General features: G+C 71.2%; 25 protein-coding genes. 11 read left to right on the plus strand and 14 right to left on the minus strand.

The genetic code is table 11. The features are described from left to right. Positions 1-21: 21 nt before the first annotated feature. The 3 genes from QRX60_RS24610 to QRX60_RS24620 all read right to left on the minus strand — a co-directional run bounded on the left by QRX60_RS24610 (position 22) and on the right by QRX60_RS24620 (position 4,581). Entirely contained in the window at positions 22-996 is a 975-nt protein-coding gene (locus QRX60_RS24610) for a TAXI family TRAP transporter solute-binding subunit (protein ID WP_286003133.1), read from the minus strand. Next, positions 993-2,957, minus strand: a complete 1,965-nt coding sequence (locus tag QRX60_RS24615) for a TRAP transporter permease (RefSeq protein ID WP_286003134.1) — start codon at positions 2,955-2,957, stop codon at positions 993-995. Before QRX60_RS24615 ends, QRX60_RS24610 begins: the two co-directional genes overlap by 4 nt. Positions 2,958-3,081: 124 nt before the next feature. Further along, on the minus strand, positions 3,082-4,581 hold the full coding sequence (locus QRX60_RS24620; RefSeq protein ID WP_286003135.1) for a leucyl aminopeptidase: 1,500 nt from the start codon (positions 4,579-4,581) through the stop codon (positions 3,082-3,084). Between the two features lie 110 nt (positions 4,582-4,691). On the opposite strand from QRX60_RS24620, the gene QRX60_RS24625 reads away from it, so the two are divergent. Together QRX60_RS24625 and QRX60_RS24630 are read left to right on the plus strand one after the other, a co-directional pair. Next, positions 4,692-5,540, plus strand: a complete 849-nt coding sequence (locus tag QRX60_RS24625; RefSeq protein ID WP_286003136.1) for a hypothetical protein — start codon at positions 4,692-4,694, stop codon at positions 5,538-5,540. Continuing rightward, positions 5,533-6,207, plus strand: a complete 675-nt coding sequence (locus QRX60_RS24630) for a DUF402 domain-containing protein (RefSeq protein WP_286003137.1) — start codon at positions 5,533-5,535, stop codon at positions 6,205-6,207. The genes QRX60_RS24625 and QRX60_RS24630 overlap by 8 nt, the downstream gene beginning before the upstream one ends. On the opposite strand, the gene QRX60_RS24635 is transcribed toward QRX60_RS24630, so the two are convergent. Next, the gene (locus QRX60_RS24635; protein WP_286003138.1) at positions 6,164-6,463 is read right to left on the minus strand and encodes a hypothetical protein; all 300 of its coding nucleotides are present in this window, start codon (positions 6,461-6,463) and stop codon (positions 6,164-6,166) included. The genes QRX60_RS24630 and QRX60_RS24635 overlap by 44 nt on opposite strands. A gap of 96 nt (positions 6,464-6,559) precedes the next feature. Between QRX60_RS24635 and QRX60_RS24640 the strand changes: the two genes are divergently transcribed. Then, positions 6,560-7,663: a branched-chain amino acid aminotransferase gene (locus QRX60_RS24640; protein ID WP_286003139.1), complete on the plus strand. Its 1,104-nt coding sequence runs from the start codon at positions 6,560-6,562 to the stop codon at positions 7,661-7,663. Positions 7,664-7,739: 76 nt separating this feature from the next. Here the strand turns inward: QRX60_RS24640 and cobT are convergent, their stop codons facing one another. Further along, the gene (cobT, locus tag QRX60_RS24645; RefSeq protein ID WP_286003140.1) at positions 7,740-8,816 is read right to left on the minus strand and encodes a nicotinate-nucleotide--dimethylbenzimidazole phosphoribosyltransferase; all 1,077 of its coding nucleotides are present in this window, start codon (positions 8,814-8,816) and stop codon (positions 7,740-7,742) included. Between the two features lie 74 nt (positions 8,817-8,890). Here cobT and QRX60_RS24650 point away from each other — a divergent pair, with 74 nt between their 5' ends. Further along, positions 8,891-9,568: an IspD/TarI family cytidylyltransferase gene (locus QRX60_RS24650; RefSeq protein ID WP_286003141.1), complete on the plus strand. Its 678-nt coding sequence runs from the start codon at positions 8,891-8,893 to the stop codon at positions 9,566-9,568. On the opposite strand, the gene QRX60_RS24655 is transcribed toward QRX60_RS24650, so the two are convergent. Beyond that, positions 9,565-10,017 (minus strand): hypothetical protein, encoded by a 453-nt coding sequence (locus QRX60_RS24655; protein WP_286003142.1) that lies wholly within the window; start codon positions 10,015-10,017, stop codon positions 9,565-9,567. The genes QRX60_RS24650 and QRX60_RS24655 overlap by 4 nt on opposite strands. 138 nt (positions 10,018-10,155) lie before the next feature. Here QRX60_RS24655 and QRX60_RS24660 point away from each other — a divergent pair, with 138 nt between their 5' ends. After that, on the plus strand, positions 10,156-10,905 hold the full coding sequence (locus tag QRX60_RS24660; RefSeq protein WP_286003143.1) for a GntR family transcriptional regulator: 750 nt from the start codon (positions 10,156-10,158) through the stop codon (positions 10,903-10,905). Continuing rightward, positions 10,902-11,744 carry a phosphoribosylaminoimidazolesuccinocarboxamide synthase gene (locus tag QRX60_RS24665; RefSeq protein ID WP_286003144.1) on the plus strand — a complete coding sequence of 281 codons (843 nt, stop codon included), beginning with the start codon at positions 10,902-10,904 and terminating at the stop codon, positions 11,742-11,744. Before QRX60_RS24660 ends, QRX60_RS24665 begins: the two co-directional genes overlap by 4 nt. Before the next feature lie 86 nt (positions 11,745-11,830). Here the strand turns inward: QRX60_RS24665 and QRX60_RS24670 are convergent, their stop codons facing one another. Further along, complete coding sequence (locus tag QRX60_RS24670; protein WP_286003145.1) at positions 11,831-12,820, minus strand: aldo/keto reductase family protein; 990 nt, start codon at positions 12,818-12,820, stop codon at positions 11,831-11,833. Between the two features lie 520 nt (positions 12,821-13,340). After that, a complete protein-coding gene (locus QRX60_RS24675) occupies positions 13,341-13,988 on the minus strand; it encodes a DUF3043 domain-containing protein (RefSeq protein WP_286003146.1) in 648 nt (215 codons plus the stop codon). Between the two features lie 146 nt (positions 13,989-14,134). Between QRX60_RS24675 and QRX60_RS24680 the strand changes: the two genes are divergently transcribed. Beyond that, positions 14,135-14,512 carry a HesB/IscA family protein gene (locus QRX60_RS24680; protein ID WP_004562664.1) on the plus strand — a complete coding sequence of 126 codons (378 nt, stop codon included), beginning with the start codon at positions 14,135-14,137 and terminating at the stop codon, positions 14,510-14,512. Between the two features lie 82 nt (positions 14,513-14,594). On the opposite strand, the gene QRX60_RS24685 is transcribed toward QRX60_RS24680, so the two are convergent. After that, positions 14,595-14,765, minus strand: a complete 171-nt coding sequence (locus tag QRX60_RS24685; protein WP_286003147.1) for a hypothetical protein — start codon at positions 14,763-14,765, stop codon at positions 14,595-14,597. Between the two features lie 148 nt (positions 14,766-14,913). Between QRX60_RS24685 and QRX60_RS24690 the strand changes: the two genes are divergently transcribed. Beyond that, positions 14,914-15,903 carry a carbohydrate kinase family protein gene (locus tag QRX60_RS24690; protein WP_286003148.1) on the plus strand — a complete coding sequence of 330 codons (990 nt, stop codon included), beginning with the start codon at positions 14,914-14,916 and terminating at the stop codon, positions 15,901-15,903. Positions 15,904-15,958: 55 nt separating this feature from the next. Here QRX60_RS24690 and QRX60_RS24695 read toward each other — a convergent pair whose 3' ends face one another. Both QRX60_RS24695 and asnB read right to left on the minus strand, forming a co-directional pair. Then, entirely contained in the window at positions 15,959-16,498 is a 540-nt protein-coding gene (locus QRX60_RS24695; RefSeq protein WP_286003149.1) for an alpha/beta hydrolase, read from the minus strand. Positions 16,499-16,565: 67 nt separating this feature from the next. Next, positions 16,566-18,500 (minus strand): asparagine synthase (glutamine-hydrolyzing), encoded by a 1,935-nt coding sequence (gene asnB, locus QRX60_RS24700; protein ID WP_286003150.1) that lies wholly within the window; start codon positions 18,498-18,500, stop codon positions 16,566-16,568. A gap of 184 nt (positions 18,501-18,684) precedes the next feature. On the opposite strand from asnB, the gene ctaC reads away from it, so the two are divergent. Continuing rightward, positions 18,685-19,629: an aa3-type cytochrome oxidase subunit II gene (ctaC, locus tag QRX60_RS24705; protein WP_286003151.1), complete on the plus strand. Its 945-nt coding sequence runs from the start codon at positions 18,685-18,687 to the stop codon at positions 19,627-19,629. Positions 19,630-19,661: 32 nt separating this feature from the next. After that, a complete protein-coding gene (locus tag QRX60_RS24710; RefSeq protein ID WP_286003152.1) occupies positions 19,662-20,087 on the plus strand; it encodes a cytochrome c oxidase subunit 4 in 426 nt (141 codons plus the stop codon). Here QRX60_RS24710 and QRX60_RS24715 read toward each other — a convergent pair. Next, positions 20,035-20,967 carry a DMT family transporter gene (locus QRX60_RS24715; protein ID WP_286003153.1) on the minus strand — a complete coding sequence of 311 codons (933 nt, stop codon included), beginning with the start codon at positions 20,965-20,967 and terminating at the stop codon, positions 20,035-20,037. The two genes, QRX60_RS24710 and QRX60_RS24715, sit on opposite strands and share 53 nt — an antisense overlap. Before the next feature lie 83 nt (positions 20,968-21,050). On the opposite strand from QRX60_RS24715, the gene QRX60_RS24720 reads away from it, so the two are divergent. Continuing rightward, the gene (locus QRX60_RS24720) at positions 21,051-22,004 is read left to right on the plus strand and encodes a GlxA family transcriptional regulator (protein ID WP_286003684.1); all 954 of its coding nucleotides are present in this window, start codon (positions 21,051-21,053) and stop codon (positions 22,002-22,004) included. Between the two features lie 352 nt (positions 22,005-22,356). On the opposite strand, the gene trpD is transcribed toward QRX60_RS24720, so the two are convergent. Together trpD and QRX60_RS24730 are read right to left on the minus strand one after the other, a co-directional pair. Beyond that, on the minus strand, positions 22,357-23,391 hold the full coding sequence (trpD, locus tag QRX60_RS24725; RefSeq protein ID WP_286003154.1) for an anthranilate phosphoribosyltransferase: 1,035 nt from the start codon (positions 23,389-23,391) through the stop codon (positions 22,357-22,359). A gap of 5 nt (positions 23,392-23,396) precedes the next feature. After that, positions 23,397-23,807, minus strand: coding sequence for a hypothetical protein (locus tag QRX60_RS24730; RefSeq protein WP_286003155.1), 411 nt, complete (start codon positions 23,805-23,807; stop codon positions 23,397-23,399). Between the last annotated feature and the right edge of the window lie 45 nt (positions 23,808-23,852).

Consider the following 23,852-nt stretch of genomic DNA (forward strand, 5'->3'; position numbering starts at 1 on the left):
GCCCCGACCCTGGCACAGGCGTCAGCCGAGGGCCTGCTTGGCCCCCGGGTGCAGCGGGACCGGATCGGTCTGCGTGGCCAGCTGCTTGGTGATCTCCTTCGCCGCCGGATGGACCTTCGCCAGCTCCGCCTGCTTGTCGAAGAGCAGCTTGGCGATCGCGCACGCGTTGCCGGCCGGGAAGTCCTCGCGCACCAGCAGCAGGTTGGGCACCACGACCGTCGGCACGTCCGCGGGCTGGGCGTACGTCGAGGCCGGGATGACGGCGCGGTCGTAGACGTCGTTGACCTGCTTGAGCTTCGGCAGCAGCGGCGTGATGTCGAGGAACTTCACCTTGTCCTTCAACGCCGTGGTGATGTCCGTGATCTGCGCGGTCGGCAGCCCGCCGGACCAGACGAGCCCGTCGAGCGTGCCCGACTTCATGCCGTCGGCGGTCTTGGCGAGGTCGAGCCGCTGCGCCTGGACGTCGGTGTCCGGCTTGAGGCCGGCGGCCTGCAGCAGGCGGTTCGCGATCACCTCGGTACCGGACTTCGGCGAGCCCGTCGAGATCCGCTTGCCCTTCATGTCGGCGACCGAGTTGATGCCCGAATCGGTGCGCACCAGGACCTGCGTCGAGTTCGGGTAGATCCGGGCCAGGGCCTGGATCTTCTGCGGCTTGCCGTCGAAGGATCCCTCGCCGCGCACGGCGTCCGCAGCGGTGTCGGCCAGGGAGAACGCGACGTCGTAGTTGCCGGCGACCAGCTGCTGGATGTTCTGCACCGACGCGCCGGTTTCCGCCGCCGTCGCGCGCAGCTTGGTGCTGTTGCTGATCAGCTGGGCCAAGCCGCCGCCCAGCACGTAGTAGACGCCGCCGCTGTTGCCGGTGGCGATGGTGATCCGGCCTTCGCCGGCCTCACAGGTCTGCCCGCCACCCTGGGCGGGCTGGTCGGTCTGCTGTTTCCCGCCGCAGCCCGTGACGGCCAGAGCGAGTACCGCGGCAGCGGCCAGTGCGCGTTTCATGCTGTCCTCCTCTTGATCACGGCGTGGGCGAGCACGGCTACGACACCGAACGCGACGCCGGCCGCGATCGGCACCGGCTCCAGGTAGAGCAGGCACAGGGCCGCGGGCACGAACAGCAGCCGCACGGGCAGGCTGACCGGCCCGAACAGCCAGCCCCCGGTCACCACCGCCAGCGCGGCGACGGCCACCGCGGACACCGCCGCCACCCACAGCACGGTGAGCACATCGGACTGCAGCAGCAGCGCGGCGCCGTTGTCGGTGAGCACGAAGGCGATCGGCACCAGGAACGCGGGAAGCGTGTACTTCCAGCACTGCCACATGGTGCCGAGCACCGACCCGCCGGTGATCGCCGCCGAGGCGACGGCGGCGAGCGCGGTCGGCGGCGTGACCTCCGAAAGCACGGCGTAGTAGAAGATGAACATCGCGCGCTCGGCGTCGGCGACCCCGAGCGTCTCCAGCGCCGGGCCGATCACCACCCACGCGATGATGAAGCTGGCGGTGACCGGCACCGCGAGCCCGAGCACGCCGACGGCGATCGCCGAGAGCAGCACGGTCAGGATCAGGACCACCGTGCCGTTGTCGGTGAGCGCGCCGGCCAGTTCCACCAGCGCGTCGGCGAGTTCGAGGCCGAGCCCGGTCTTGGTGATGGTCGAGGTGATCACGCCGGCCGCCGCGCACACCGCGATCACCGGCAGCGCTCCGCGGACCCCGGCCGAGAGCGCGTCGACCATGTCCTTGGCCCAGCCTTTGACGTCGCGGCGGCGGGCGATCAGCGCGAAGAGCGCGGCGACGCCGGTGGCGTAGACCACCGCGGCGAACGGCGGGATGTCCAGGGCCAGGAACACGACGATGATCGCCAGCGACAGGAAGTGGTAGCCGCCGCGCAGCAGGAGCTTCCAGGGATCGCCGTGCGGGACGTCGACCGGCTCGGCCTCGAAGCGCCGCGCGTCGGCCTCCATCGCGAACACGATGCCGAGGTAGTAGAGCAGCGTCGGGACGGTCGCCCAGATCAGCACGGTCAGGTACGACGTCTGCAGGTACTCGGCGATGATGAACGCCGCGGCGCCGAGCGTCGGCGGCGAGAGGATCGCGCCGATGCCGGACGCGGCGAGCAGCCCGCCCGCGTTCTCCCTGGGGTAGCCGGCTTTCTTGAGGATCGGCCAGGTGATCGAGCCGAGGCTGACCGCCGTCGCGGTGCCCGAACCCGAGACCGTGCCGAGCAGGAAGCCCGACAGCACGGTGGTCCGGCCCGGCGCCGTCCGCGACTTCCGGAAGGCGGCGAAGGAGATGTCCACGAAGAACCGGCCGGCGCCGGAGGCGTTGAGCACGGCGCCGTAGAGGGTGAACAGCACGATGTAGCTGGCCGCGACGTCGAGCGGGGTGCCGTAGAAGCCGCTGGCGTCGTTGTAGAGCGCGTTGACGATCTGGCTGAAGTCGATCCCGGCGTGGGCGATGCCCCAGTTCTGCGGGAGGTAGCCGCCGTAGTAGGCGTAGGCGAGGAAGAGCAGGCAGACGATCGGCAGCACCAGCCCGGTCGTGCGGCGGGTGGCCTCGAGGACCAGCACGAGCAGCAGCGCGCCGGCGACGACGTCCAGCGGGGACAGGATGCCCTGCCGGTTCAGGAAGTCGTCGTAGCCGACGAGCACTGGGTAGAGGCCGACGGCGAGGGCCACGGCGGCCAGGGCCCAGTCCGTCCAGCCGGGGTCGTCGCGGCCGCGCAGCCGCGGGCGGTAGCAGAGGAAGACCAGCGGGAGCGTCACGCCGAGGAAGAGCACGAGGTAGAACTGGTTGCCCTTGGCGAAGGGGAAGAACACCTGCTTGAGCACGAGGATCGCGACGGCGAGGGCGACGAAGTAGACGACGCGGTCGGGAACGCGGGAGAGGGCGCGGGCCGGCCGTTCTTCGTCGTGCTCGGCGGCGATCGCGGCGGGAGTGTCCTCTTCGACCGGCCCGGTGGTCACCCGGCCACGGTACGGTGTCGCGGATCACACCGAAAGCGGCAAAGGGATCACCGGCCCCGAAGCGACGTGAATGACTCATTCATGTCGTCAGACGACATGAATGAGTCATTCACGTCATGGCACGTCAGCCGTTGGCGGCGATGTCCGCCAGCACCGCGGCGATCGTCCGCACCGGGACGCCGGTGCCGCCCTTGCCGGTGTAGCCCCACGGGGCACCCGTGTTGAACGACGGGCCCGCGATGTCGATGTGGACCCAATCGAGACCGTCGGCGACGAACTCGCGCAGGAAGATGCCCGCCGCGAGCATGCCGCCCCAGCGGTGGCCCGTGACGTTGGCCAGGTCGGCCAGGCGCGAGTCGAGGTCGGCGCGCAGCTCCTCCGGCAGCGGCATCGCCCAGCCGTTCTCGCCGGTGGCCTGCATGACCGCGGCGACGCGGTCGCGGAAGTCGTCCGAGCCCATCACGCCGGCGGTGCGGTTGCCGAGCGCGACGACCTGGGCGCCGGTCAGCGTCGAGGTCTCGATCAGGTAGTCCGGGTTCTCCTCGGCGGCGCGCACCATGGCGTCCACCAGCACCAACCGGCCTTCGGCGTCGGTGTTGAGGACCTCGACGGTCTTGCCGCCGTACATGGTCAGCACGTCCCCCGGGCGGTACGACGTCCCCGACGGCAGGTTCTCCGCCAGCGGGATGTGCGCGACGACCTCCAGGGGGTACTTCAGCTTCGCCGCCAGCACCACCGAAGCGAGCACGCCGGCCGCGCCGGACATGTCCGAGGTCATGTGGTCCATGTTCGCGGCGGGCTTGAGCGAGATGCCGCCCGAGTCGAACGTGATGCCCTTGCCGACCAGCGCGACCTTCTTGGCGGCCTTGGCCGGCTTGTAGGCGATGCGCACCAGGCGCGGCTGGCGGGCGGAGCCGCCGCCGACGCCGAGGATGCCGCCGAAGCCCTTGCGCTTCAGGGCCTTCTCGTCGAGGACCTCGAACTCGAGGCCGTTGTCCTCGGCCAGCTTCTTCGCGCGGTCGGCGAAGGAGGCCGGGTAGAGGTCGTTCGGCGGGGTGTTGATCAGGTCGCGGGCGGTGAGGACGGCCTCGGCGATGCTGGTCGCGGCCTTGAGCGTCGCCTTGTGCTCGCGGGCGGTCCCGGCCGCCGGGCTGGCGAAGTCGACCTTCGCGACCGGGGCGTCACCCTTCTCGGAGCGGTAGGCGGTGAAGACGTAGGAGCCGAGGACCGTGCCCTCGACGGCGGCCTGCAGGTCGAGCTCCGACAGCGTCACGAACGCGCGGTCGGTGCCGGCCAGCGCGCGGCCGGCGGCCCCCGCGGCGCGGCGGACCTGCTCGGGGGTGACGGCGTCGCCCTCCTTGCCCAGGCCGACGGCGAGCACGACGCCCGCCGGGAGCTTGCCCAGCGTCGGGATCTTGACGACCTCTTCGGCCTTGCCGCTGGCGCCGAGGGTGGCGAGGAGCCCGGCGAGCCGGCCGTCGAAGGCGGCGTCCACGGCGGCGGCGCCCGCGGCGAGCAGCGGGCCGTCCTCGCCGGCCACGGTACCGATGACGATCACGTCGGCGCGCGTCTTGGCCAGTGCCTCCCCGGTGTTGTCGGACAGGGCGAGCTTAGGCACGGTCACTTCTGGCTCCTCGCGCGTTCACGGTGGTACCGGGCGCCGGCCCGGTCGGGATCGTGAGCCATGCTAATGACGACCGGACCACGGGTGAACAGAGGGAGAGGGAGGGCCGCGTGCGGCTGGGCGGTGGGCTGCTGGTGGCGCTGGCGGCCGGAGCGGCGGGCGCGGGCTGGTGGCTGCTGGCGGGCCTGGTGCTGGCGGCGATCGCGGCGGGCGTGACGGCCCGGGTGCCGGAACCGGGGGATGCGCTGGTCGACCGGGTCGTGGTGGCCGTGACGCGGCTGGCCGAGGTGACCGTCTACGCGATCGCGTTCGGCGCCTACGTCTTCCCCGCGCACCGCGAACTCGCCGCCGCGGCGTTCGCCGTCGTGGTGACCGGCGCCGGGTTCGCCGGGCTGAAGATCCCGACGATCGTCGTACGGATCGTGGGTGGGCTGCTGCTCGTGGCGGGGCTCGTCCTGGTCGCGGTGTGCGTGGCCGTGCCGCCCGTGTCGACGGCCGGGGGCGGGCTCCGGACGCCGGACTTCGCGGGCGTGCTCGTCGCCGCGGTGGTGACGCTGCCGTTCCTGCGGCCCACCGGCCGCGAGAGCACGGGCTGGCGCGTGCTGCTGCTCGGCGCGGTCGCGGTGCTGACCGCCTTCGCCGCGCTGTACCAACTGGGCGCCGTCCGGCTCGGGCTCTCCCTGACATCGGTGCGCGACCTGCTTTCCGCCGCCGACGCGGACTCGCTGCAGTCGCTGCTCACCGTCGTCGCCGTGGTCGCGACCGTGGTGCCGGCGCTCGCCGCCGGCACCGAGGTCCGCGAGCGGGCCGGCCTGCGAGGCCTGGCGGGGATCGCCGCCGCCGCGGTGGCCGCGTACTTCCTGCCGGTGCTGCCCGTACTCGTCGTCGCGGGGTTGGTGACCGTGACCGAGCTGCTACTGGGCGTGCGCGCGCGCCGGTACAGTGGGTTGCGTGAGTGATCGACGCTGGCGGCCGGGGGAGACCGTGGTCGAACGGTTCCACCGCCCGGACGGCTCGATCGGCCAGGTCCACCCGCTGCGCGCGCTCGCCGACGACGGCCGCGTCCTGCTCGCCTGGATCCCGGCGGGAACCCCGATCGTGGGCAGCCGGCTGGCGGATGGCCGGCACATGGCGGACGCGCCCCTGGACCAGCGGTTCCGCATCCCGCGCGTGCCGGTGCCGGACTTCTGGCACCACACGTCCACGCTGCGGCGCATCGCCGACGACGAGTGGTCGTCGGTGTGGTGGTTCTTCGACGCCGCGGGCCGGTTCACGAACTGGTACGTCAACCTCGAGGTCCCGCTCGGCCGGACCCCGGCCGGGGTCGACCGCATCGACGGCGTGCTCGACGTCGTCGTCGACCGGGACGGCACCTGGCGCTGGGACGACGAGGACGAGGCCGAGGTCGCGATCGACGCCGGCCGCCTGACGCAGGAGCAGCTCGACCGGCTGCGCGCGGAAGGCGAGCGGATCGGCGCGCTGGCCGAGCGCGGCGCCTACCCGTTCGACGGGACCGGCACCGACTTCCGCCCGGATCCGGACTGGCCGGCGCCGGAACTGCCCGCGGGGCTGCTCGAGGGGCTCAGCCCGCGGTCAGGAGGAGGAGCAGCGCCAGCACCGCGTTGACCACCGCGAGGATGACGACCGACTTCGTCGGGATCACCTGCGGGAAGACCTTGCCGTGGATGTGCCGCCACCACACGACGGCGAACACCCCGCCGACCAGGCCGAGGAACCCGCCGAAGCCGCTGCTGAGGACGGCCCAGCCGACCATGCCGAGCAGGCCGACGCCGAAGGTCAGCAGCACCGCGGTGACGAACGTCTTGACGTCGGCCCCGCCGGTCTTGGGCCGGGGCACCGGCTCCGTGGAGTGGTAGGTCACGCCGTCATACTAGAGCGGTCACGGCGCGGGCGCGGGGCACCCGGAACAGTGGGACATCCGACTAACGCGCCTCCGACCAAGCGGTATCGTCTAGCCATGACCACCTCGACGCAGTTCGCCCATGTCCCGCACCCGAGTCCTGCGAGCGCGGACCGTGTCGCGGAGGTACTCGAGACGCCCGGTTTCGGGCTGTACTTCACCGACCACATGGTGACCGTCAAGTGGTCGAAGAGCGAAGGCTGGCACGACGCCCAGGTCGGCCCCTACGCCCCGTTCACGCTCGACCCGGCGACCTCGGTGCTGCACTACGGCCAGGCCATCTTCGAGGGCCTCAAGGCCTACCGCCAGCCGGACGGCTCGATCGCGTCGTTCCGCCCGGACGCCAACGCCGCGCGGTTCCGGCAGTCGGCCGAGCGGCTCGCGATGCCGCAGCTGCCCGAGGAGGTCTTCGTCGAGTCGCTGCGGGAGCTCGTCGCGGTCGACAGCCGGTGGGTGCCCACCCGCCAGGGTGATTCGCTCTACCTGCGGCCGTTCATGATCTCGACGTCCACCGGCCTCGGCGTCAACAGCCCGGCCGCCGACTACGTGTACACGGTCATCGCGTCCCCGGCCGGCTCGTACTTCTCCGGTGGCGTGAAGCCGGTGAGCGTCTGGCTGTCGACGGAGTACGTTCGCGCGGCGCCCGGCGGCACCGGCGCGGCGAAGTGCGCCGGCAACTACGCGGCGTCGTTCGTCGCGCAGGCGCAGGCCGTGGAGAAGGGCTGCGACCAGGTGGTGTGGCTCGACGCGGTGGAGCGGCGCTGGGTCGAGGAGATGGGCGGGATGAACCTGTTCTTCGTCTTCGGCTCCGGCGAGAACGCCCGGGTGGTCACGCCCGAGCTGACCGGTTCGCTGCTGCCCGGCGTCACCCGCAAGTCGTTGCTGCAGCTGGCTTCGCGGCTCGGCTACAAGATCGAAGAGCGCCGCATCTCCACCGAGGAGTGGGAGAAGGCGTCGGCTTCGGGTGAGCTGACCGAGACGTTCGCCTGCGGCACGGCGGCAGTGATCACCCCGGTCGGGCACGTCAAGCACGCGAACGGCGAGTTCACGATCGCCGACGGGCAGCCGGGTGAGCTGACGATGAAGCTGCGCGAAGAGCTGACGGGGATCCAGGAGGGCACCCGGCCCGACGTGGACCACTGGATGGTCAAGCTCGCCTGAGCGTTCGGCCAAAAGCCGTGAATGGCACATTGAGGGACTTCAAGTCCCTCAATGTGCCATTCACGGCCTTTCGGGGTCAGGTGGCGGTGGCCGGGATGACCGGGCCGGAGACGCCGGCCTGCTCGTGGGTCGCCGTCTCCGCGAGGACCCGGGCGGCCATCATCAGCAGCGGCAACGCCGTCACCGCGCCGGTGCCTTCGCCGAGGCGGACGTCCAGCTCCAGCAGCGGGCCGAGGTCCAGGTGCTCCAGCGCGAGCGAGTGGGCGGGTTCGGCGGTCCGCTGCCCGGCCACCCACCACCGGCGCGCACCCGGCGCGAGGTCCTCGGCGACGAGCGCCGCGGCGCACGCGACGAGCCCGTCCAGCACCACCGGCGTCCGGCGGGCCGCGGCCTGCGCCAGGAACCCGGCCATCGCCGCGATGTCCGCGCCCGCCGTGGTGCGCAGCAGGGCGACCGGGTCGGCCAGGACCGCGCGGGCCCGGCGCAGCGCGTCGCGCACCGCCGCCGCCTTGCGCATCCACGCCTCGTCGTCGATGCCGGAGCCGCGGCCGACCACCGCGACCGGCTCGGTGCCGGTCAGCGCCGCCACCAGCACCGACGCCGGCGTGCTGTTGCCGATCCCGAGGTCGCCCGGGATGAGCAGGTCCGCGCCGCCGTCGACCTCCGCGTCGGCGATCGCGACGCCGGCGCGGACGGCCGCCTTGACCTCGTCGGCGGTCAGCGCGTCCTCGACGTCGATGGACCCGGAGCCGCGGCGGACCTTGTACTCGCCGATCGAGCGCGTCGCGGGCGCTTCGGTGTCCACGGCCATGTCGACCACGCGGACGCTCGCGCCCGCGGCGGCGGCCAGCACGTTGATCGCGGCGCCGCCGGTCAGCATCGTGCCCAGCAGCTGCGCGGTGACCTCCGCGGGATAGGCCGAGACGCCCTTCGCGGCGATGCCGTGGTCGCCGGCGAAGACGATCACGCGCGGCCGGGTGAACGGCCGCGGCGGCGACTGGCCCTGACAGGCCGCGATCCAGACACCCAGCTCCTCGAGCCTGCCCAGCGACCCCGCCGGCTTGACCAGCTTGTCGTGCAGGGCGATCGCGGCGGACCGGGCGTGGTCGTCGGGCGGGGTGATTTCGGGGAACTCGATGTTTTCCGGCTCCACACCAGGCCCTTTCTCGTCCACGGCAACGCTGTGGCCAACCTACCGGTGCGGCGGCCCCGGTAGTCTCGCGGCTCGTGGAGACGACGGCGGCCGCGGTGGTGCTGGCCAGCGGCGCGGGCACCCGCGTCGGCGCGAAGCTGAACAAGGTCTACCTGCCCCTGGCGGGCCGGCGGGTGGTCGCCTGGTCGCTGGACGCCTTCAAGGGCGTCCCGGGCATCGGGGTGCTGGTGCTGGTCATCCGGCCGCAGGACCGGGAGCTCGCCGAAGAGGTGGCCGACGGTGACGTCGAGATCGTGCACGGCGGGGACACGCGCCAGGCGTCCGAACTCAACGCGCTGCGCCACCTCGCCCCGAGAATCGCAGGCGGCCGGGTCGACGCCGTGCTGCTGCACGACGCGGCCCGGCCGCTGGTCCACCCCGAGTTGGTCGGTGCGGTGTTGGCCCGGACACGCGAGGACGGGGGGGCTGTGCCGGGCCTGGCCGCGGACGACGTCGTCGGGGTGGATGCCGGGCACCTGGTCGCCCAGGTGCCCGGCGCGATCCGCGTCCAGACGCCTCAGGGCTTCCGGGCCGGACCGCTGCTCGAGGCCTACGAACAGGCTGAGCGCGAAGGCTTCGTGGGAACGGACACTTCGTCGTGCATGGAGCGGTTCTCCTCCCTGCCGATCCGCTGGGTCCCGGGGGCTCCCGAGAACCTCAAGATCACCTATCCCCACGACCTGGTGGTCGCGGAGCGGCTGCTCGCCCGCTAGGCGCACGCGGGCGGGCCGCCACCGTCGTCCCCTTCGGCCTCGGTGGTGCTCGTCGGCCGGATCGTCACGTCGCGGCGCAGCTCCAGCGGGATGTGGCACCCCGGCTGTGGTCGCAGTGCCTGCAGCGGTGCGCCCGGGGTGCCGGGCTCCGCGAGGGTGAGCACCGCCCGCAGCGTCCAGACCGGGGTGGCGTGGTACTGCCAGGTCACCACCCGCGGGCTGAACACGTCGGTGCCCGGGAACGTCGGTACGCGGTAGGCGCTGGCGCGGTGCTCGTCCCGGAGGATGATGACGTCCGCGCAGGTCGGCCACGTGTGTACCGCGGCGTAGATCTCCGGGGCCTCGCGGCCGCCGAACAGGTGCAATACCCACTTGCGGCGCCGGAGTTCCTCGAGGAGCTGCTCGAGGCCCGGGCCGTTGGAGCCGCTGTGTGCTGTGGGCGGGGACACACTTTCGAGGGTAACTTGCGTACTAGAGCGCAGTCCAGCGACTGTACTAGTACACCTGGGTGGTTCTGAACAGGCCTTTGTGGGAGACACCCCGGCGTGCTAGAACACTTGTGCGTGTTGTCCCCGTGAGGAGCCGCCTTGCCCACCCTCGACCGTCCTGAGCCGCCATACCTGCAGATCGCGGGCCGGATCCGGGAAGACATCCTGTCCGGCCGGCTGCAGGAGGGCGACGCGGTGCCGTCCGCCCGCGAGATCGCGCGGACGTGGGCCGTCGCCATGGCGACGGCCACCAAGGTCCTGGCCCAGCTCCGCTCGCAGGGGCTGGTCCGCCCGGTGCGCGGTGTCGGCACGGTCGTCGACCGCGGCGGCCTGCACCGCACGGCCCGCGACCGCACCGCCGCGTCGGTGCGGACGGGCCGGATCTACCCGCCCGGCCACTACGCCGTGATCCGCTCGGCCGGCCTCGAGCCGGCGTCCGAACGCGCCGCGGCCGCGCTGGGCTTGGAGGAGGGCGCCCCGGCGATCCGCCGCCGGCGTACCACCTACGGACCGGACTCGCGGCCGCTGTCGACGTCGACGTCGTGGTTCGACGGCGCGCTGTCGGCCAAGGCGCCGGCGCTGCTGGTGCCCGAGCGGATCGTCGAAGGCACCTCGGCCCACGCGGCCGCACGGCTCGGCACGAAGATCGCGACGACGCAGGAACGGCACGCGGCCGGCCGCGCGGACGGCGAGGAGGCGGCCGAGCTGGGGCTGCCCGCCGGGTCGCCGGTGCTGCTGGGCCGGAGCACCTTCGTGGCGGCCGACGGGACGGTCGTCGAGTACGGTGAGTCCGCCGCCTTGCCCGACCACTGGGTTTTCTACGAGTACACGACTGAGGACGGCGAATGAAGCACATCCACGCGGGCAAGGTCCGTGACCTGTACGAGCTCGACGGCGGGGACATCCTGCTCGTCGCGTCCGACCGGGTCTCGGTCTACGACGTCTCGCTGCCGACGCCGATCCCGGACAAGGGTGCGCTGCTCAACCAGCTGTCCGCGTGGTGGTTCGAGCGGATGTCCGGCGTGGTCCCGAACCACGTCGTGTCGACGACCGACGTCCCGGAAGAGTTCGCCGGGCGCGCGATGCGCTGCAAGCCGCTGAAGATGGTCCAGGTCGAGTGCATCGCGCGCGGCTACCTCGCCGGCCTCGGCCTGCGCGAGTACCAGCGCGACGGGAAGATCTCCGGCGTCGCGCTGCCGCCGGGCCTGGTCGAGGGCGACAAGCTGCCGGAGCCGATCTTCACGCCGACGACGAAGATCTCCGACACCGGGCACGACGAGTTCATGACCTTCGACGAGGTGCTGAACGAGATCGGGGAAGACACCGCGAAGCGGCTTCGCGAGCTGACGCTGGAGATCTACACGAAAGGCGCCGAACATGCCGCCGCACAGGGCGTGATCATCGCGGACACGAAGCTGGAGTTCGGCTTCGACGCCGACGGCACCCTGACCCTCGGCGACGAGGTCCTGACGTCGGACTCGTCGCGGTTCTGGCCTGCCGACGAGTGGGAGCCGGGCCGCCCGCAGCACGCGTTCGACAAGCAGTTCGTCCGCGACTGGTCGCTGACGACCGGCTGGGACAAGACCCCGCCCGGGCCGGAGATCCCGCCGGAGATCGTCGAGCAGACGCGCCGGCGCTACACGGAGGTCTACGAGCGGATCACGGGGAAGACCTGGGTCCGCGGTTAGCCACGACCGAACGAGGGGCCAAACGCCGTGAAGGCCTCCTTACCGGCCGTATGAGCCGGTAAGGAGGCCTTCACGGCTTTCCGGGGTCAGGGGCTCTTCGTCAGGCTCGCGTCGCGCTCGACGACGTCACCCAGGACCTCGTCGATGGCGGTCAGCAGGTCGGCGTCGAGCTTCTTGCCGGCGGCCTTGACGTTCTCGTGCACCTGCTCCGGACGCGAGGCGCCGATGATCGCCGAGGCGACGTTCGGGTTCTGCAGCACCCACGCGACGGCCAGCTGCGCAAGCGTCAGGTCGGCCTGCTTCGCGAGCGGCTCCAGCTCGGCGACGCGCTTGAGGACGTTCTCGTCGAGGAAGCGGGCGACCATGTTGGCGCCGCCCTTCTCGTCGGTGGCTCGCGAACCGGCGGGGTAGTCCTGGCCGGGCTTGTACTTGCCGGTGAGCACGCCCTGCGCGATCGGCGACCAGACGATCTGGCTCAGGCCCTCGCGCTCGGAAGCGGGGATGACCTGGTCCTCGATGACGCGCCAGAGCATGTTGTACTGCGGCTGGTTGGAGACGAAGGGGATCTTCAGCTCGCGGGCGAGGGCGGCGCCGCGGCTGATCTGCTCGGCGGTCCACTCGGAGACGCCGACGTAGAGCACCTTGCCCTGGCGGACGAGGTCGGCGAAGGCGAGCATGGTCTCTTCGAGCGGGACGGTCCGGTCGAACCGGTGCGCCTGGTAGAGGTCGAGGTAGTCGGTGCCGAGCCGGTCGAGCGAGGCGTGGGCCGACTCCATGATGTGCTTGCGGGACAGGCCCTTGTCATTGGGGCCCTTGGGGCCGGTGGGCCAGAAGACCTTGGTGAAGATCTCCAGGCTCTCGCGCCGCTGGCCCTTCAGGCCGCGCCCGAGCACGGACTCGGCGGCGGTGTTGGCGTAGGCGTCGGCGGTGTCGAAGGTGGTGATGCCGGCGTCGAGGGCGGCCTTGATGCAGGCGTGCGCCTGGTCCTCCTCGACCTGGGAACCGTGGGTGAGCCAGTTCCCGTACGAGATCTCACTGACGTTGAGGCCGCTGCGGCCGAGACGACGAAACTCCATGGACGCCAGCCTAGGCGGTAATCGTTTGCTTTGCTAACGACCCTGGAGTGACTCCAGCATCACTTGGGCTGTTCGTCCTTCTTTTCGGCTGGTGGCCGGCTTCGATCTCGAAGAACGGCATCTTGAGCCGGAACGCTCGCCGTCCTCGCGTTTCGCGAGGTGGAGCCGGTAGGGGAGCCAGGCGCCGAGGAAGACGACGACGAGGATGGCGGCGATCGCCCAGGGCTGGCCGCAGACATCCCGGCGACGCGGGAGAGACCGACTTCGGACACGCGCGGGCCTTACTGCCGGCAAGCCCGGGACTTCGAACCAGCTGGCTGGGCGCGACGCGGTAGGAGGCCCGGCTCTCGCCGGCGCGTGCCGTTGGCGTCCGGTCTCGGGTGGTCTGTCGGCAATCAGACCAGACCAGACGAGACGCCGACCGGCCGGCGCGAACGACCGATCTGACGCAACGGATATCGCGGCCCGGACAGCAAGAAGCCGGGTGGAGGCTCGCTCCACCCGGCTTCTCGAAAACCGCTCAGTTCGGGATCGGATCGCCCGGCTTCAGCCGCGGCTTCGGCACCCGCAACCGCCGGATCTGGGACGCCCGGACGAACGCGTACCAGCCGATCGACCGGCCGCTCACCGCTTCCTTCGGGAACTTCTCCCGCGCCAGCTTCGCGATCTTGCGCCCGTTCACGAAGCCCTCGATCGCCATCACCAGCAGCATCGCCGTGCACAGCAGCGTGATGTACGACTGCACCTGGGGCAGCGGCACCAGCAGCGCCAGGAACACCAGGATCGCCAGCGGCATGAACAGGCCGAGCAGGTTGCGCCGCGTGTCGACCAGGTCGCGGACGTACGCCTTGACCGGCCCCCGGTCGCGCGGGAGCAGGTACTTGTCGTCGCCGGCCATCATGCGATCGCGGCGGAGCTTGGCCGCCGCACGGCGGTCTTCCTTCGTCTGGGGGTTCGACTTGCGCAGTTCCTTGTTGCGCTTCATCGCCTCGCGCATGGTGGTGGGCGGCGGCGCCACCGGGCCGCGCCGCTTCGCCTCCGCGTCACGCCGCTTCGGCGTAGCTTTGCCCTTACCGGGCGTGTACGACTTGCCGCTGACGTCGACGGCTTCGGTCGTCTCCGGCTCGTCGGCGGCGGTGTCTGTGGTGCTTCGGCGCAGGAACCTCACCTCACCAGGGTATTGCAGGCGTCACGCCGCCGTTCACCAGGTCGATCGATGTGCGACCATGGTGGGGGAACAGAACGGGCGCTCCGGGTGTTGAAGACGTCAGCACGAGGAGTATCCGCAGTGAGTTCGAACTTAGAGGGAGTGCCATGACGACCGCTGAGCACGCCGGCGCGACGCAGGCCGAGACCGCCGAAGAGACCCATGGCGTCACGCTGACCGACGCCGCGGCTTCCAAGGCGAAGGCCCTGCTCGAGCAGGAGGGCCGCGACGACATGCACCTGCGTATCGCCGTCCAGCCCGGTGGCTGCGCGGGCCTGCGCTACCAACTGTTCTTCGACGAGCGCACGCTCGACGGCGACCTGTTCCGCGACTTCGACGGCCTCAAGGTCGCCGTGGACCGGATGAGCGCGCCGTACGTGTCGGAAGCCGTCATCGACTTCGTGGACACGATCGAGAAGCAGGGCTTCACGATCGACAACCCGAACGCCACCGGCTCCTGCGCCTGTGGCGACTCGTTCCACTGAGTCCTCGGCAGCACGGCCCCAGCGCCACGTGAGAAGGCCCCGCCTCCGTTCGGAGGGCGGGGCCTTCTTCGTCGCTGCGGACCTACACGTAGGCGTCGAGCTCCGCCACCTGGGCGTGGCACGCCTCGTCGACCTCCCACGGCCGGGCCGTGACGGGGACGGGCGGGCGGCTCTCGGCCTGGAGCGTCGCCGGGATGAGCGCGCAGTCGGCGATCAGCTCGGACAGGGTCTCGGGTTCGGTGACGGCGTTCACGATTCGTAACGCTATTGATCCGCTCTCGACTGGAGAAGGAGTACCAGCCGGTAGTGTCGGCTGGGCGCGCGCGAACTACCCGGTTGGGTCATGACCCGGGGGTAACTTCGCGCCTTTTGCCGTGAGGTCGAGCACAAAGGAGCAGCCGGTGGCAGACAAAGCCAGGATCGCGGTGTCCGGCAGTATCGCGACCGACCACCTCATGCATTTCCCGGGCAGGTTCGCGGAGCAGCTGGTCGCCGAGCAGCTGCACCGGGTCTCGCTGAGCTTCCTCGCCGACGACCTGGTGGTCCGGCGCGGCGGCATCGGCGCGAACATCGCCTTCGGCCTCGGGGTGCTCGGCGTGCAGCCGGTGCTCGTGGGCGCGGTGGGCGCCGACTTCGCGGACTACCGGTCCTGGCTGGAGCGGCACGGCGTCGACACGTCCGGGGTGCACGTCTCGGAGGTCGCGCACACCGCGCGGTTCGTCTGCACGACCGACGAGGACCTCTGCCAGATCGCGACGTTCTACGCCGGGGCGATGGCCGAGTCCCGCAACATCGAGCTGCAGCCGATCGCCGAGCGCGCCGGCGCGCTGAGCCTGGTGCTGATCAGCCCGGACGACCCGGAGGGCATGGTCCGCCACGCCGAGGAGTGCCGCCAGCGCGGCTACCCCTTCGCCGTCGACCCGTCGCAGCAGCTGGCCCGGATGAGCGGTGAGCAGGCGCGTGCGTTCGTGGCCGGCGCGAAGTACCTGTTCAGCAACGACTACGAGTGGGAGCTGCTGCTCCAGAAGACCGGCTGGACCGAGGCCGACGTGCTCGACCAGGTCGGCCTGCGGATCACGACGCTGGGGGAGAAGGGCGTCGAGATCGTCGGCAAGGACTTCGTCGCCCTGCAGATCGGCGCGGTCCCCGAGCGCGCGAAGGCCGACCCGACGGGCGTCGGCGACGGCTTCCGCGCCGGCTTCCTGGCGGGTCTCGACGGCGGCCTCGCCGTGGAGCGCGCGGCCCAGCTCGGCTCGCTGATCGCGGTGCTGGTGCTGGAGACGGTGGGCACCCAGGAGTGGGTGTTCGACCGCGCGGACGCGCTGGCCCGCATCGGCGAGGCCTTCGGCCCGGACGCGGCGGAGGAGATCTCGGCGGTCCTGCCCGCCTGATCCCGGAAAGCCGTGAATGGCACATTGAGGGACTTAGTGTCCCTGAATGTGCCATTCACGGCTTTGGCCGGCCGCGAGGATCAGCCGGGCCAGTTCGGCCGGGCGGGACACGTGCGGGGGCCGGTCCCGCCGGCCGGGCGGGCAGCTCGGGCGGGTGGAACAACCGCAGCGTGCCGTGCGCCCAGGCGCGCACTTCGGCGGTGCAGTCGTGGAAGAGGAACCGGTCGGCCGGCGCCGGGTCGCGAGTGGGGTCGACGCCGATCCAGCCGGGGTGGACCAGCTCCGCGGCGCCGTCCGCGACCTCCTCGGCCAGGCTCCGGCCGCCCGTGAAGTCGGGGATGTACGCGCCCACCCACACCAGCCGGGACGCGCCGAGCGCCGCGCCGATCGCCGGGAGCAGCACCCCGGCGCCGGAGTGCGCGACGACCACCGGCCGCTCCAGCTCCGGCAGCTGCCGCCGCACCAGCGCGGGGAAGTCGGGTCCGTCGCCGTCGAGGAGGTGGACCGGATGCGTCCGGTGACCGGCCAGCTCCCGCTCCAGCAGCGCCCAGCCGCCGGGTCCCTGCGTCGTTCCGTGCACCAGCACGAAGTCCACTTCGACCACCCCCGCAAAGCGTCGAAGCCACCCTACGGACGCAGGGTGGCTTCGACGGGGAGTTCGCTCAGAGCTTGACCGGGTACACCGGCTCCGGGATCTCGGGTTTGATCCGGTGCTCGACGAAGATGCCGTGCCACAGCATGAACACGATCAGCGCCCACAGCTGGCGGCTGCGGTCCAGCTGCCCCGCCTTGTGCTCCTCCAGCAGGGCCAGGATCGCCTTCTTGTCGAGCAGCTCCTCGGTCTTCGAATCGGTGATGATGCCCTTGGCCCAGTCGTACATCTCGTTGCGCAGCCAGAGCCGGATCGGCACCGGGAAGCCGAGCTTGCGGCGGTTCAGCACGTGCGCCGGGATGATCTTGGCCAGGGCCTGGCGCAGCGCGTACTTCGTCGTGCCGTGCGCCAGCTTCTGGTCCAGCGGGATCGACGCCGCGACCTTGAACACCTCGGCGTCCAGGAACGGCACCCGCAGCTCCAGCGAGTTCGCCATGGTGACCTTGTCGGCCTTGACCAGGATGTCGCCGCGCAGCCAGGTGTAGAGGTCGACGTGCTGCATGCGGGCGACCGGGTCCCAGCCGCGCGAGACGTCGTACCAGGGCGCCGTGACGTCCTTGAAGCCGACGCCCTCCTGGTAGGTCTTCAGGACGTGGCGCAGCTGGTCGTCGCGGAAGTTGCGGGCGTTGCCGTAGTAGCGGTCCTCCAGCGGGAGCGCGCCGCGGCGCAGCAGGTCCTTGCCGCGGGTGCCCTCCGGGATCTTCGTGGACACCTTGCCGATCAGCTTCCGCATGCCGCCCGGGATCTTCTCGAACGGCGCCAGCGAGATCGGCTCGTTGTAGATCGTGTAGCCGCCGAACAGCTCGTCGGCGCCCTCGCCGGACAGCACCGCCTTGACGTACTTGCGGGCCTCGCGGGCGATGAACCACAGCGGGACCAGCGCCGGGTCGGCCACCGGGTCGTCGAGGTACCAGACGATGAGCGGCAGGACCTCCATCATCTCGTCCGCCGTCACCGTCCGGACCACGTGCTTCACGCCGATCGCGGCGGCCGACTCGGCGGCGACGTCGACCTCGGAGTAGCCCTCGCGCTCGAACCCGGTGGTGAACGCGATCAGGTTCGGGTTGTGCTCCTTGGCCAGCGTGGCGGTGGCCGTGGAGTCGATGCCGCCCGAGAGGAAGGCGCCCACGGTGACGTCGGGGTCGGAGATCATGTGCTTGCCGACCGAGTCGCGCATCACATCGGCGATGCGCTGGTGCAGCTCCTCGGCCTCGGCCTGGGTGTTCACCGGCTTCGCGGTGAACTGCGGGTGGAAGTAGCGGGTGAACGCCACCTCGCCGCCGGGGACCACCTCGAACGACGTCCCGGACTCGACGCGGCGGATCGCGGTGTGCAGCGACTCGGGCTCGGGCACGTACTGCAGGACCAGGTAGTGCTGCAGCGCCTTGCGGTCCAGCTCCTGCGCGACGCCGAGCGTGTCCGACAGCTCCAGCAGGCTCTTCTTCTCGCTGGAGAACGCCACCCCGCCGGGGCCGGCCGAGTAGAAGAGCGGCTTGATCCCGAACGGGTCGCGCGCGCCGAAGACCCGCTTCTCCTGGGAGTCCCAGATCATGAAGGCGAACATGCCGCGCAGCCGCTTGACCCAGTCGGCGCCCAGGTAGTGGAAGCCGGCGACGATGGCTTCGCCGTCACCCTCGGTCTCGAACTTCGCGCCGTGCTTCTCCGCCAGCTCGGCCCGCAGCTCCAGGTAGTTGTAGATCTCGCCGTTGAAGTTCATCGTGTAGCGGCCCGGCGCCTCCGGCGGCCCCCAGACCAGCGGCTGGTGGGAGTGCTCGACGTCGATGAGGGCGAGCCGGTTGAAGCCGTAGACGACCTCGGCGTCGGCCCAGGTGTCCTGCTCGTCGGGGCCGCGGTGGCGCTGGCAGCGCATGGCCGCGCCGACGGCGTCACGCGCGTTCGCCGCGCCGGTCTCGGTCGCGCAGATCAGTCCAAGCAGGCCGCACACGGGTACTCACACACCTTCAGGGTCTTCGCGGGGCTGGGAAGCGCCCAGTATGCCGGGCCGGCCGTGGCGAGTACCACGCGCGTCGAGGGTTACCCCTTGGTCAGCGCCGAGCGTGAACTCGGCTAGGCTCCGGCCTGTCACAAAGATCTGTCGTAGGAGGCTCTGGGTGAAAGGGCGAGGCGCAGTGGGACAACCCAAGCGCACCCTGGGGAAGCGGACCGTGCGCGTCGCCGCGCTGGCCGTGCTGGTCGCGCTGACCGCGACGGGCTGCTCCGGCGACGAGATCCTGCGGTTCGGCTGGCCGGTGGGCGTCACCCACCAGGCCGACCAGATGCGCACGCTGTGGACCTGGACCGTGGTGGCCGCGCTGGTCGTCGGCGCCATCGTGTGGGCCCTGATCTTCTGGACCGCGGCGTTCCACCGCAAGAAGAAGACCGCCGACGGCGAGCCGGAGGAGCTGCCCCGGCAGTTCCAGTACAACATCCCGCTCGAGCTGTTCACGGTCGTCGTCCCGACGATCATGGTCTGCGTCCTGTTCTTCTTCACCGCGACGACGGAGGACAGCGTCCTGAAGAAGGTCGACAACCCGGACGTCAAGGTCCAGGTCGTGGCCTTCCAGTGGAACTGGGAGTTCAAGTACGAGGACGCCAACGCGGCGAAGCCCGACGGCAGCGGCCAGGTCAGCACCGTCGGCTCCTCCGGCGAGATCCCGCTGCTGGTGCTCCCGGTCGGCAAGGTCATCCAGTACGACCTGCTCTCCACCGACGTCATCCACTCCTTCTGGGTGCCCGAGTTCCACTTCAAGCGGGACGTCTTCCCGAACCCGGACAAGAACAACCAGGACAGTTCCTTCCAGAACACGATCGACCGCGAAGGCTCCTTCGTCGGCCGGTGCGCGGAACTGTGCGGTACCTACCACTCGGTGATGAACTTCGAGGTCCGCGCGCTGTCGCCGGACAAGTACGACGCGTACATCGCGCTGCGCAAGCAGGTGAACCCGGCCACGGGCCAGACGTTCACCGCGTCCGAGGCGCTTTCGAAGATGAACTGCGGCGAGCTGTGCACCCCGCACGCGGTGACCACCCGGCCGTTCAACACCGACCGCACGGCGCGGACCGCGTCCAACTGACGCCGCAGCCACACAGGGAGTAGGAAAGACCCATGAAGGTCGAAGCGCGCATCTTCTTCATCGTGGCGGTCTTCGCCGTGATCATGGCGGGCGTGTACTGGGCGTGGGCCGTGCTGGACCCCCGCTTCGGAGGCAAGCCCGAGCCGGTGGGCATCGTCGCGCTGGTCCTGACCGGCGGCCTCGCGTTCCTCGCGGGCAGCTACATGCAGTTCGTCGCCCGCCGCATCGAGCCGCGTCCGGAGGACCGCGAGGACGCCGAGATCAGCGACGGCGCAGGCGAGCTGGGCTTCTTCAGCCCGGGCAGCTACTGGCCGGTCGGCATGGCCGCCACCGCGGCCCTCGCCGCGCTGGCCCTGGCGTTCTTCCACATCTGGCTGCTCGTCATCGCGCTGGTCGCGCTGCTCATCACGATCGGCGGGCTGGTGTTCGAGTACCACACGGGTCCGTCGCACGACTGATCGTCGTTTCCTTCCTTGACTGGCCGCGGCGCTGAGGACTCAGCGCCGCGGCCAGTACTGCGAGCATGCCCAGTGCCTCCGGCCAGGTCGGGCGGTGGCCGTAGAAGGCGACGTCCACCAGCACCGCGACCACCGGGTAGAGGTAGGACAGCAGCGCCACCGTCGTGGTCGGCAGCTTGCCGATGCTCGCGTACATCAGCACGTACATCAGTGCGGTGTGGACCGTGCCCAGCAGCACCAGCCACAGCAGCTCGCGCGGGGCCGTCGGCAGGGGCGTGACGAGTAACACGGGCGCCAGCAGCACCGCGCCCACCGTCGTCTGCACAGCCGCGAGCAGGTGGGGCCGGATGTGCTTCAGCTGCTTCGCGACGAAGGACGCGCCGGCGTAGAGCAGGGCCGCGCCGAGCGCCAGCCCGATCCCGGCGAGCTGCACGGGCTTGCCGTCCTCACCGTGGGCGGACAGCGAGATCAGGGTCACACCGCCGAACGCGATCGCGGCCCGGACCAGGTGGCTCTTGGCGACCTTCTCACCGAGGAACGCCGCCGCCAGGCCGACCAGGATCAGCGGCTGCGTGTGGTAGACGACCGTGCTGACCGAAATCGACGACAGCGCGTACGACGCGAACAGCAGCACCCAGTTGCCGACGAGGAACAGCCCGCCGAGGACGGCCAGGCCCAGGTCGCGCTTCGTGGGCCGCCAGGCAGGCAGCCAGCCGCGGGCGAGGCACCAGAGCACCAGCAGGGTCCCGCCGACGAAGCAGCGGGCGAATGCCACAGCCGGCGCGGCCGCGCCGCTCTCGAGGACGACGGCGCCGATCGTGCCGGACATCGCCATCGCTGCGGACCACTGGAGCAGCGGGCGGGTTTCGGAGTTCGTCATGGCGTCCAGGTTCGTCTCGGTTGCCGGCGCCAACCAGTGTCAGAGATGACAACGGCCGCAAAACTTGTGACATGCTGGCCGGCATGGACGTCAACCGGGTCGCGGTGGTGCTCGCGGAGCACGTTTCGCCGTTCGAGCTGGGCGTCGCGTGCGAGGTCTTCGGCACCGACCGCAGCGCCGACGGCATCGAGGGCTGGGAGTTCGGGGTCTGCTCGCCCGCGGGCGCTCCGGTGTCCAGCTGGTCGGGCTTCGGACTGTCCGGGCTGCGCGGGCTGGACTTCGCGGCGTCGGCGGACCTGCTGATCGTGCCGACGTGCGCGCCCCGGACGGCGCCACCGCCGTCTCCGGTGCTGGACGTCCTGCGGGACGCGGCGGAGCGGGGCGCGTGGGTGGCGGGGTTCTGCGCGGGCGTGTTCACGCTGGGCTACGCGGGCCTGCTCGACGGCCGCCGCTGCACGGTCCACTGGGTGTACGAGGCGGAGTTCCGCGACCGCTTCCCGACGGCGTCCGTGGACACCCAGGCGCTGTACGTGGACGACGGCGGGGTGCTGACGAGCGCGGGCACGGTGGCGGCGGTGGACCTGTGCCTGCACCTGGTGCGGCGGCTGCGCGGCGTCACGGCGGCGACGACCCTGGCGCGCCGGATGGTGGCGGCGCCGTTCCGGGCGGGCGGGCAGGCGCAGTTCGTCCAGGCCCCGGTCCCGTCGGTCCCGGACGATTCGGTGGTGGCGGAGGCGCTGGAGTGGGTGGAGCGCCGGCTGGACCAGCCGTTCACGGTGGCCGAGCTGGCCCGGCGGAGCGGAGTGGGAGAACGAACGTTCCTTCGCCGGTTCTCGGCGGCGACGGGGACGACACCGCACCGGTGGTTGACGGAGCGGCGCCTCGACCGCGCGCAGGTGCTGCTGGAGGAGGGGCGGCTGTCGGTGGAGGACATCGCGGTGGCGTGCGGATACGCCTCGGCGGCGGCGCTGCGGCACCAGTTCACCCGGCTGCGGGGGACGAGCCCGTCGTCGTACCGGACAGCGTTCCGCGGCTGAGGTTTACCAGCGCCCCAAGGCGGCCTTCGGTGCGTTCACCGCACCCAAGGCGGCCTTCGGTGCGTTAGACGCAACCAAGGCCGCCTTGGGGCGCTGGCGACTTGCCAATGACTGGGAGGGAGCGCACCGAACGCCACTTTGGGTGCGTGGCACGCACCGAACGCCACATTGGGGTGCTGGCGGCTTGCCAATGGCTGAGCCGAGCGCACCGAACGCCACATTGGGTGCGTGGCACGCACCGAACGCCACATTGGGGTGCTGGCGGCTTGCCAATGGCTGAGCCGAGCGCACCGAACGCCACATTGGGTGCGTCACACGCAACCAACGCCACATTGGGGCGCTCGGGTCGTGATCAGCTGAAGGCGATCCAGCGGTCCAGCAACGCCGCGGCAGCACCGGAATCGATGGCCTCGGCCGCGCGCGCCAGGCCGCCGCGCAGATCGTCCTCAAGGGCCCCCGAGAAGCCCGTGAACGCCGCCAAAGCCGCGGCCGCGTTGATCAGCACCGCATCCCGCACCGGCCCCGGCTTCCCGCCCACCAGTTCGCGCACCACTTCCGCGTTCGCCGCCGCGTCGCCGCCGCGCAGGTCCGCCGCCGTCGCGCGCGGGATGCCCAACGAAGCCGGGTCGAACGCCGTGCGGGTCACCTTTCCGTCCGACACCACCCACACCGACGACGTCGTGGTCGTCGTGATCTCGTCCAGGCCGTCGTCACCACGGACGATCATTGCGCGAGTCCCCCGGCGGGCGAACACCTCCGCCAGCACGTGCGTCTTGTCCTCGTACGCGCAGCCGATCAGGGCGCTGCCCGGCTGGGCCGGGTTCGTCAGCGGCCCCAGCAGGTTGAACGTCGTCGGGATGCCGAGCTCGCCGCGGACCGGGCCCGCGTGCCGCAACGCCGGGTGGAACGCCGACGCCAGGAAGAACCCCACGCCGACCTCGGTGAGGCTGCGCTGGACCTCTTCCGGCGGCAGGGAAATCGTGATGCCGAGCGCCTCCAGCACGTCCGCCGCGCCGGACTTCGACGACGCGCTGCGGTTACCGTGCTTGGCGACCGGGGCGCCGGCCGCCGCCGTGACGATCGTCGCCATCGTCGAGATGTTCACCGAGTTCGAGCCGTCGCCGCCGGTACCGACGATGTCGACGGCCGGGCGGTCCAGCTCGACCCGCCGGGCGTGCGCCAGCATCGTCGCCGCCATGCCCGCGATCTCCGAAGGCGTCTCGCCCTTCGCGCGCAGCGCCACCGCGAACCCGGCGATCCGGGCCGGGCTCGCCGCGCCGCTCATGATCTGGTCCATCGCCCACGCCGTGTCCTCCTCGGACAGGTCGACGCGTGCGACGAGCTGCTTGAGCAGCGGCGGCCAGGTGCGGGGGACCGGGGTGGTCACCGGGCTCAGCCGTTCACGACGGGGACCCGTCGCGCGCGCAGCACGTCGGCGACGGTCTCCGCGGCGGTCAGCGGGTCCAGCGGGTGCACCAGCACGGCGTCCGCCTGCGACCAGGTGGCCAGCCACCGGTCGTCCCGCCGCCGCACCGCCACCACGATCGGCGGGCAGTCGGTGATCTCCGCCTTGAGCTGGCGGCAGAGGCCGATGCCGCCGGTCGGCTGCGCCTCGCCGTCGAGGATCGCCAGGTCGACGTTCCCGGCGTCCACCTCGGACAGCACGTCCGCGATCCCGGCCGCCTCGACGTAGTCCACGCGCCCCAGGTCGGCGGCGGGCCGCCGGCCGACGGCGTTCACGATCGCTTCGCGCACCTCCGCCTTGTGGCTGAACACCAGGACCCGCATCGACCGCTCGCCCATTTGAGCACGCCTCCGTCTCGTCACCGCACGACTAGGGCCCGATCG

It is taken from the genome of Amycolatopsis mongoliensis, from assembly GCF_030285665.1.
GTDB classification, from domain to species: domain Bacteria; phylum Actinomycetota; class Actinomycetes; order Mycobacteriales; family Pseudonocardiaceae; genus Amycolatopsis; species Amycolatopsis mongoliensis.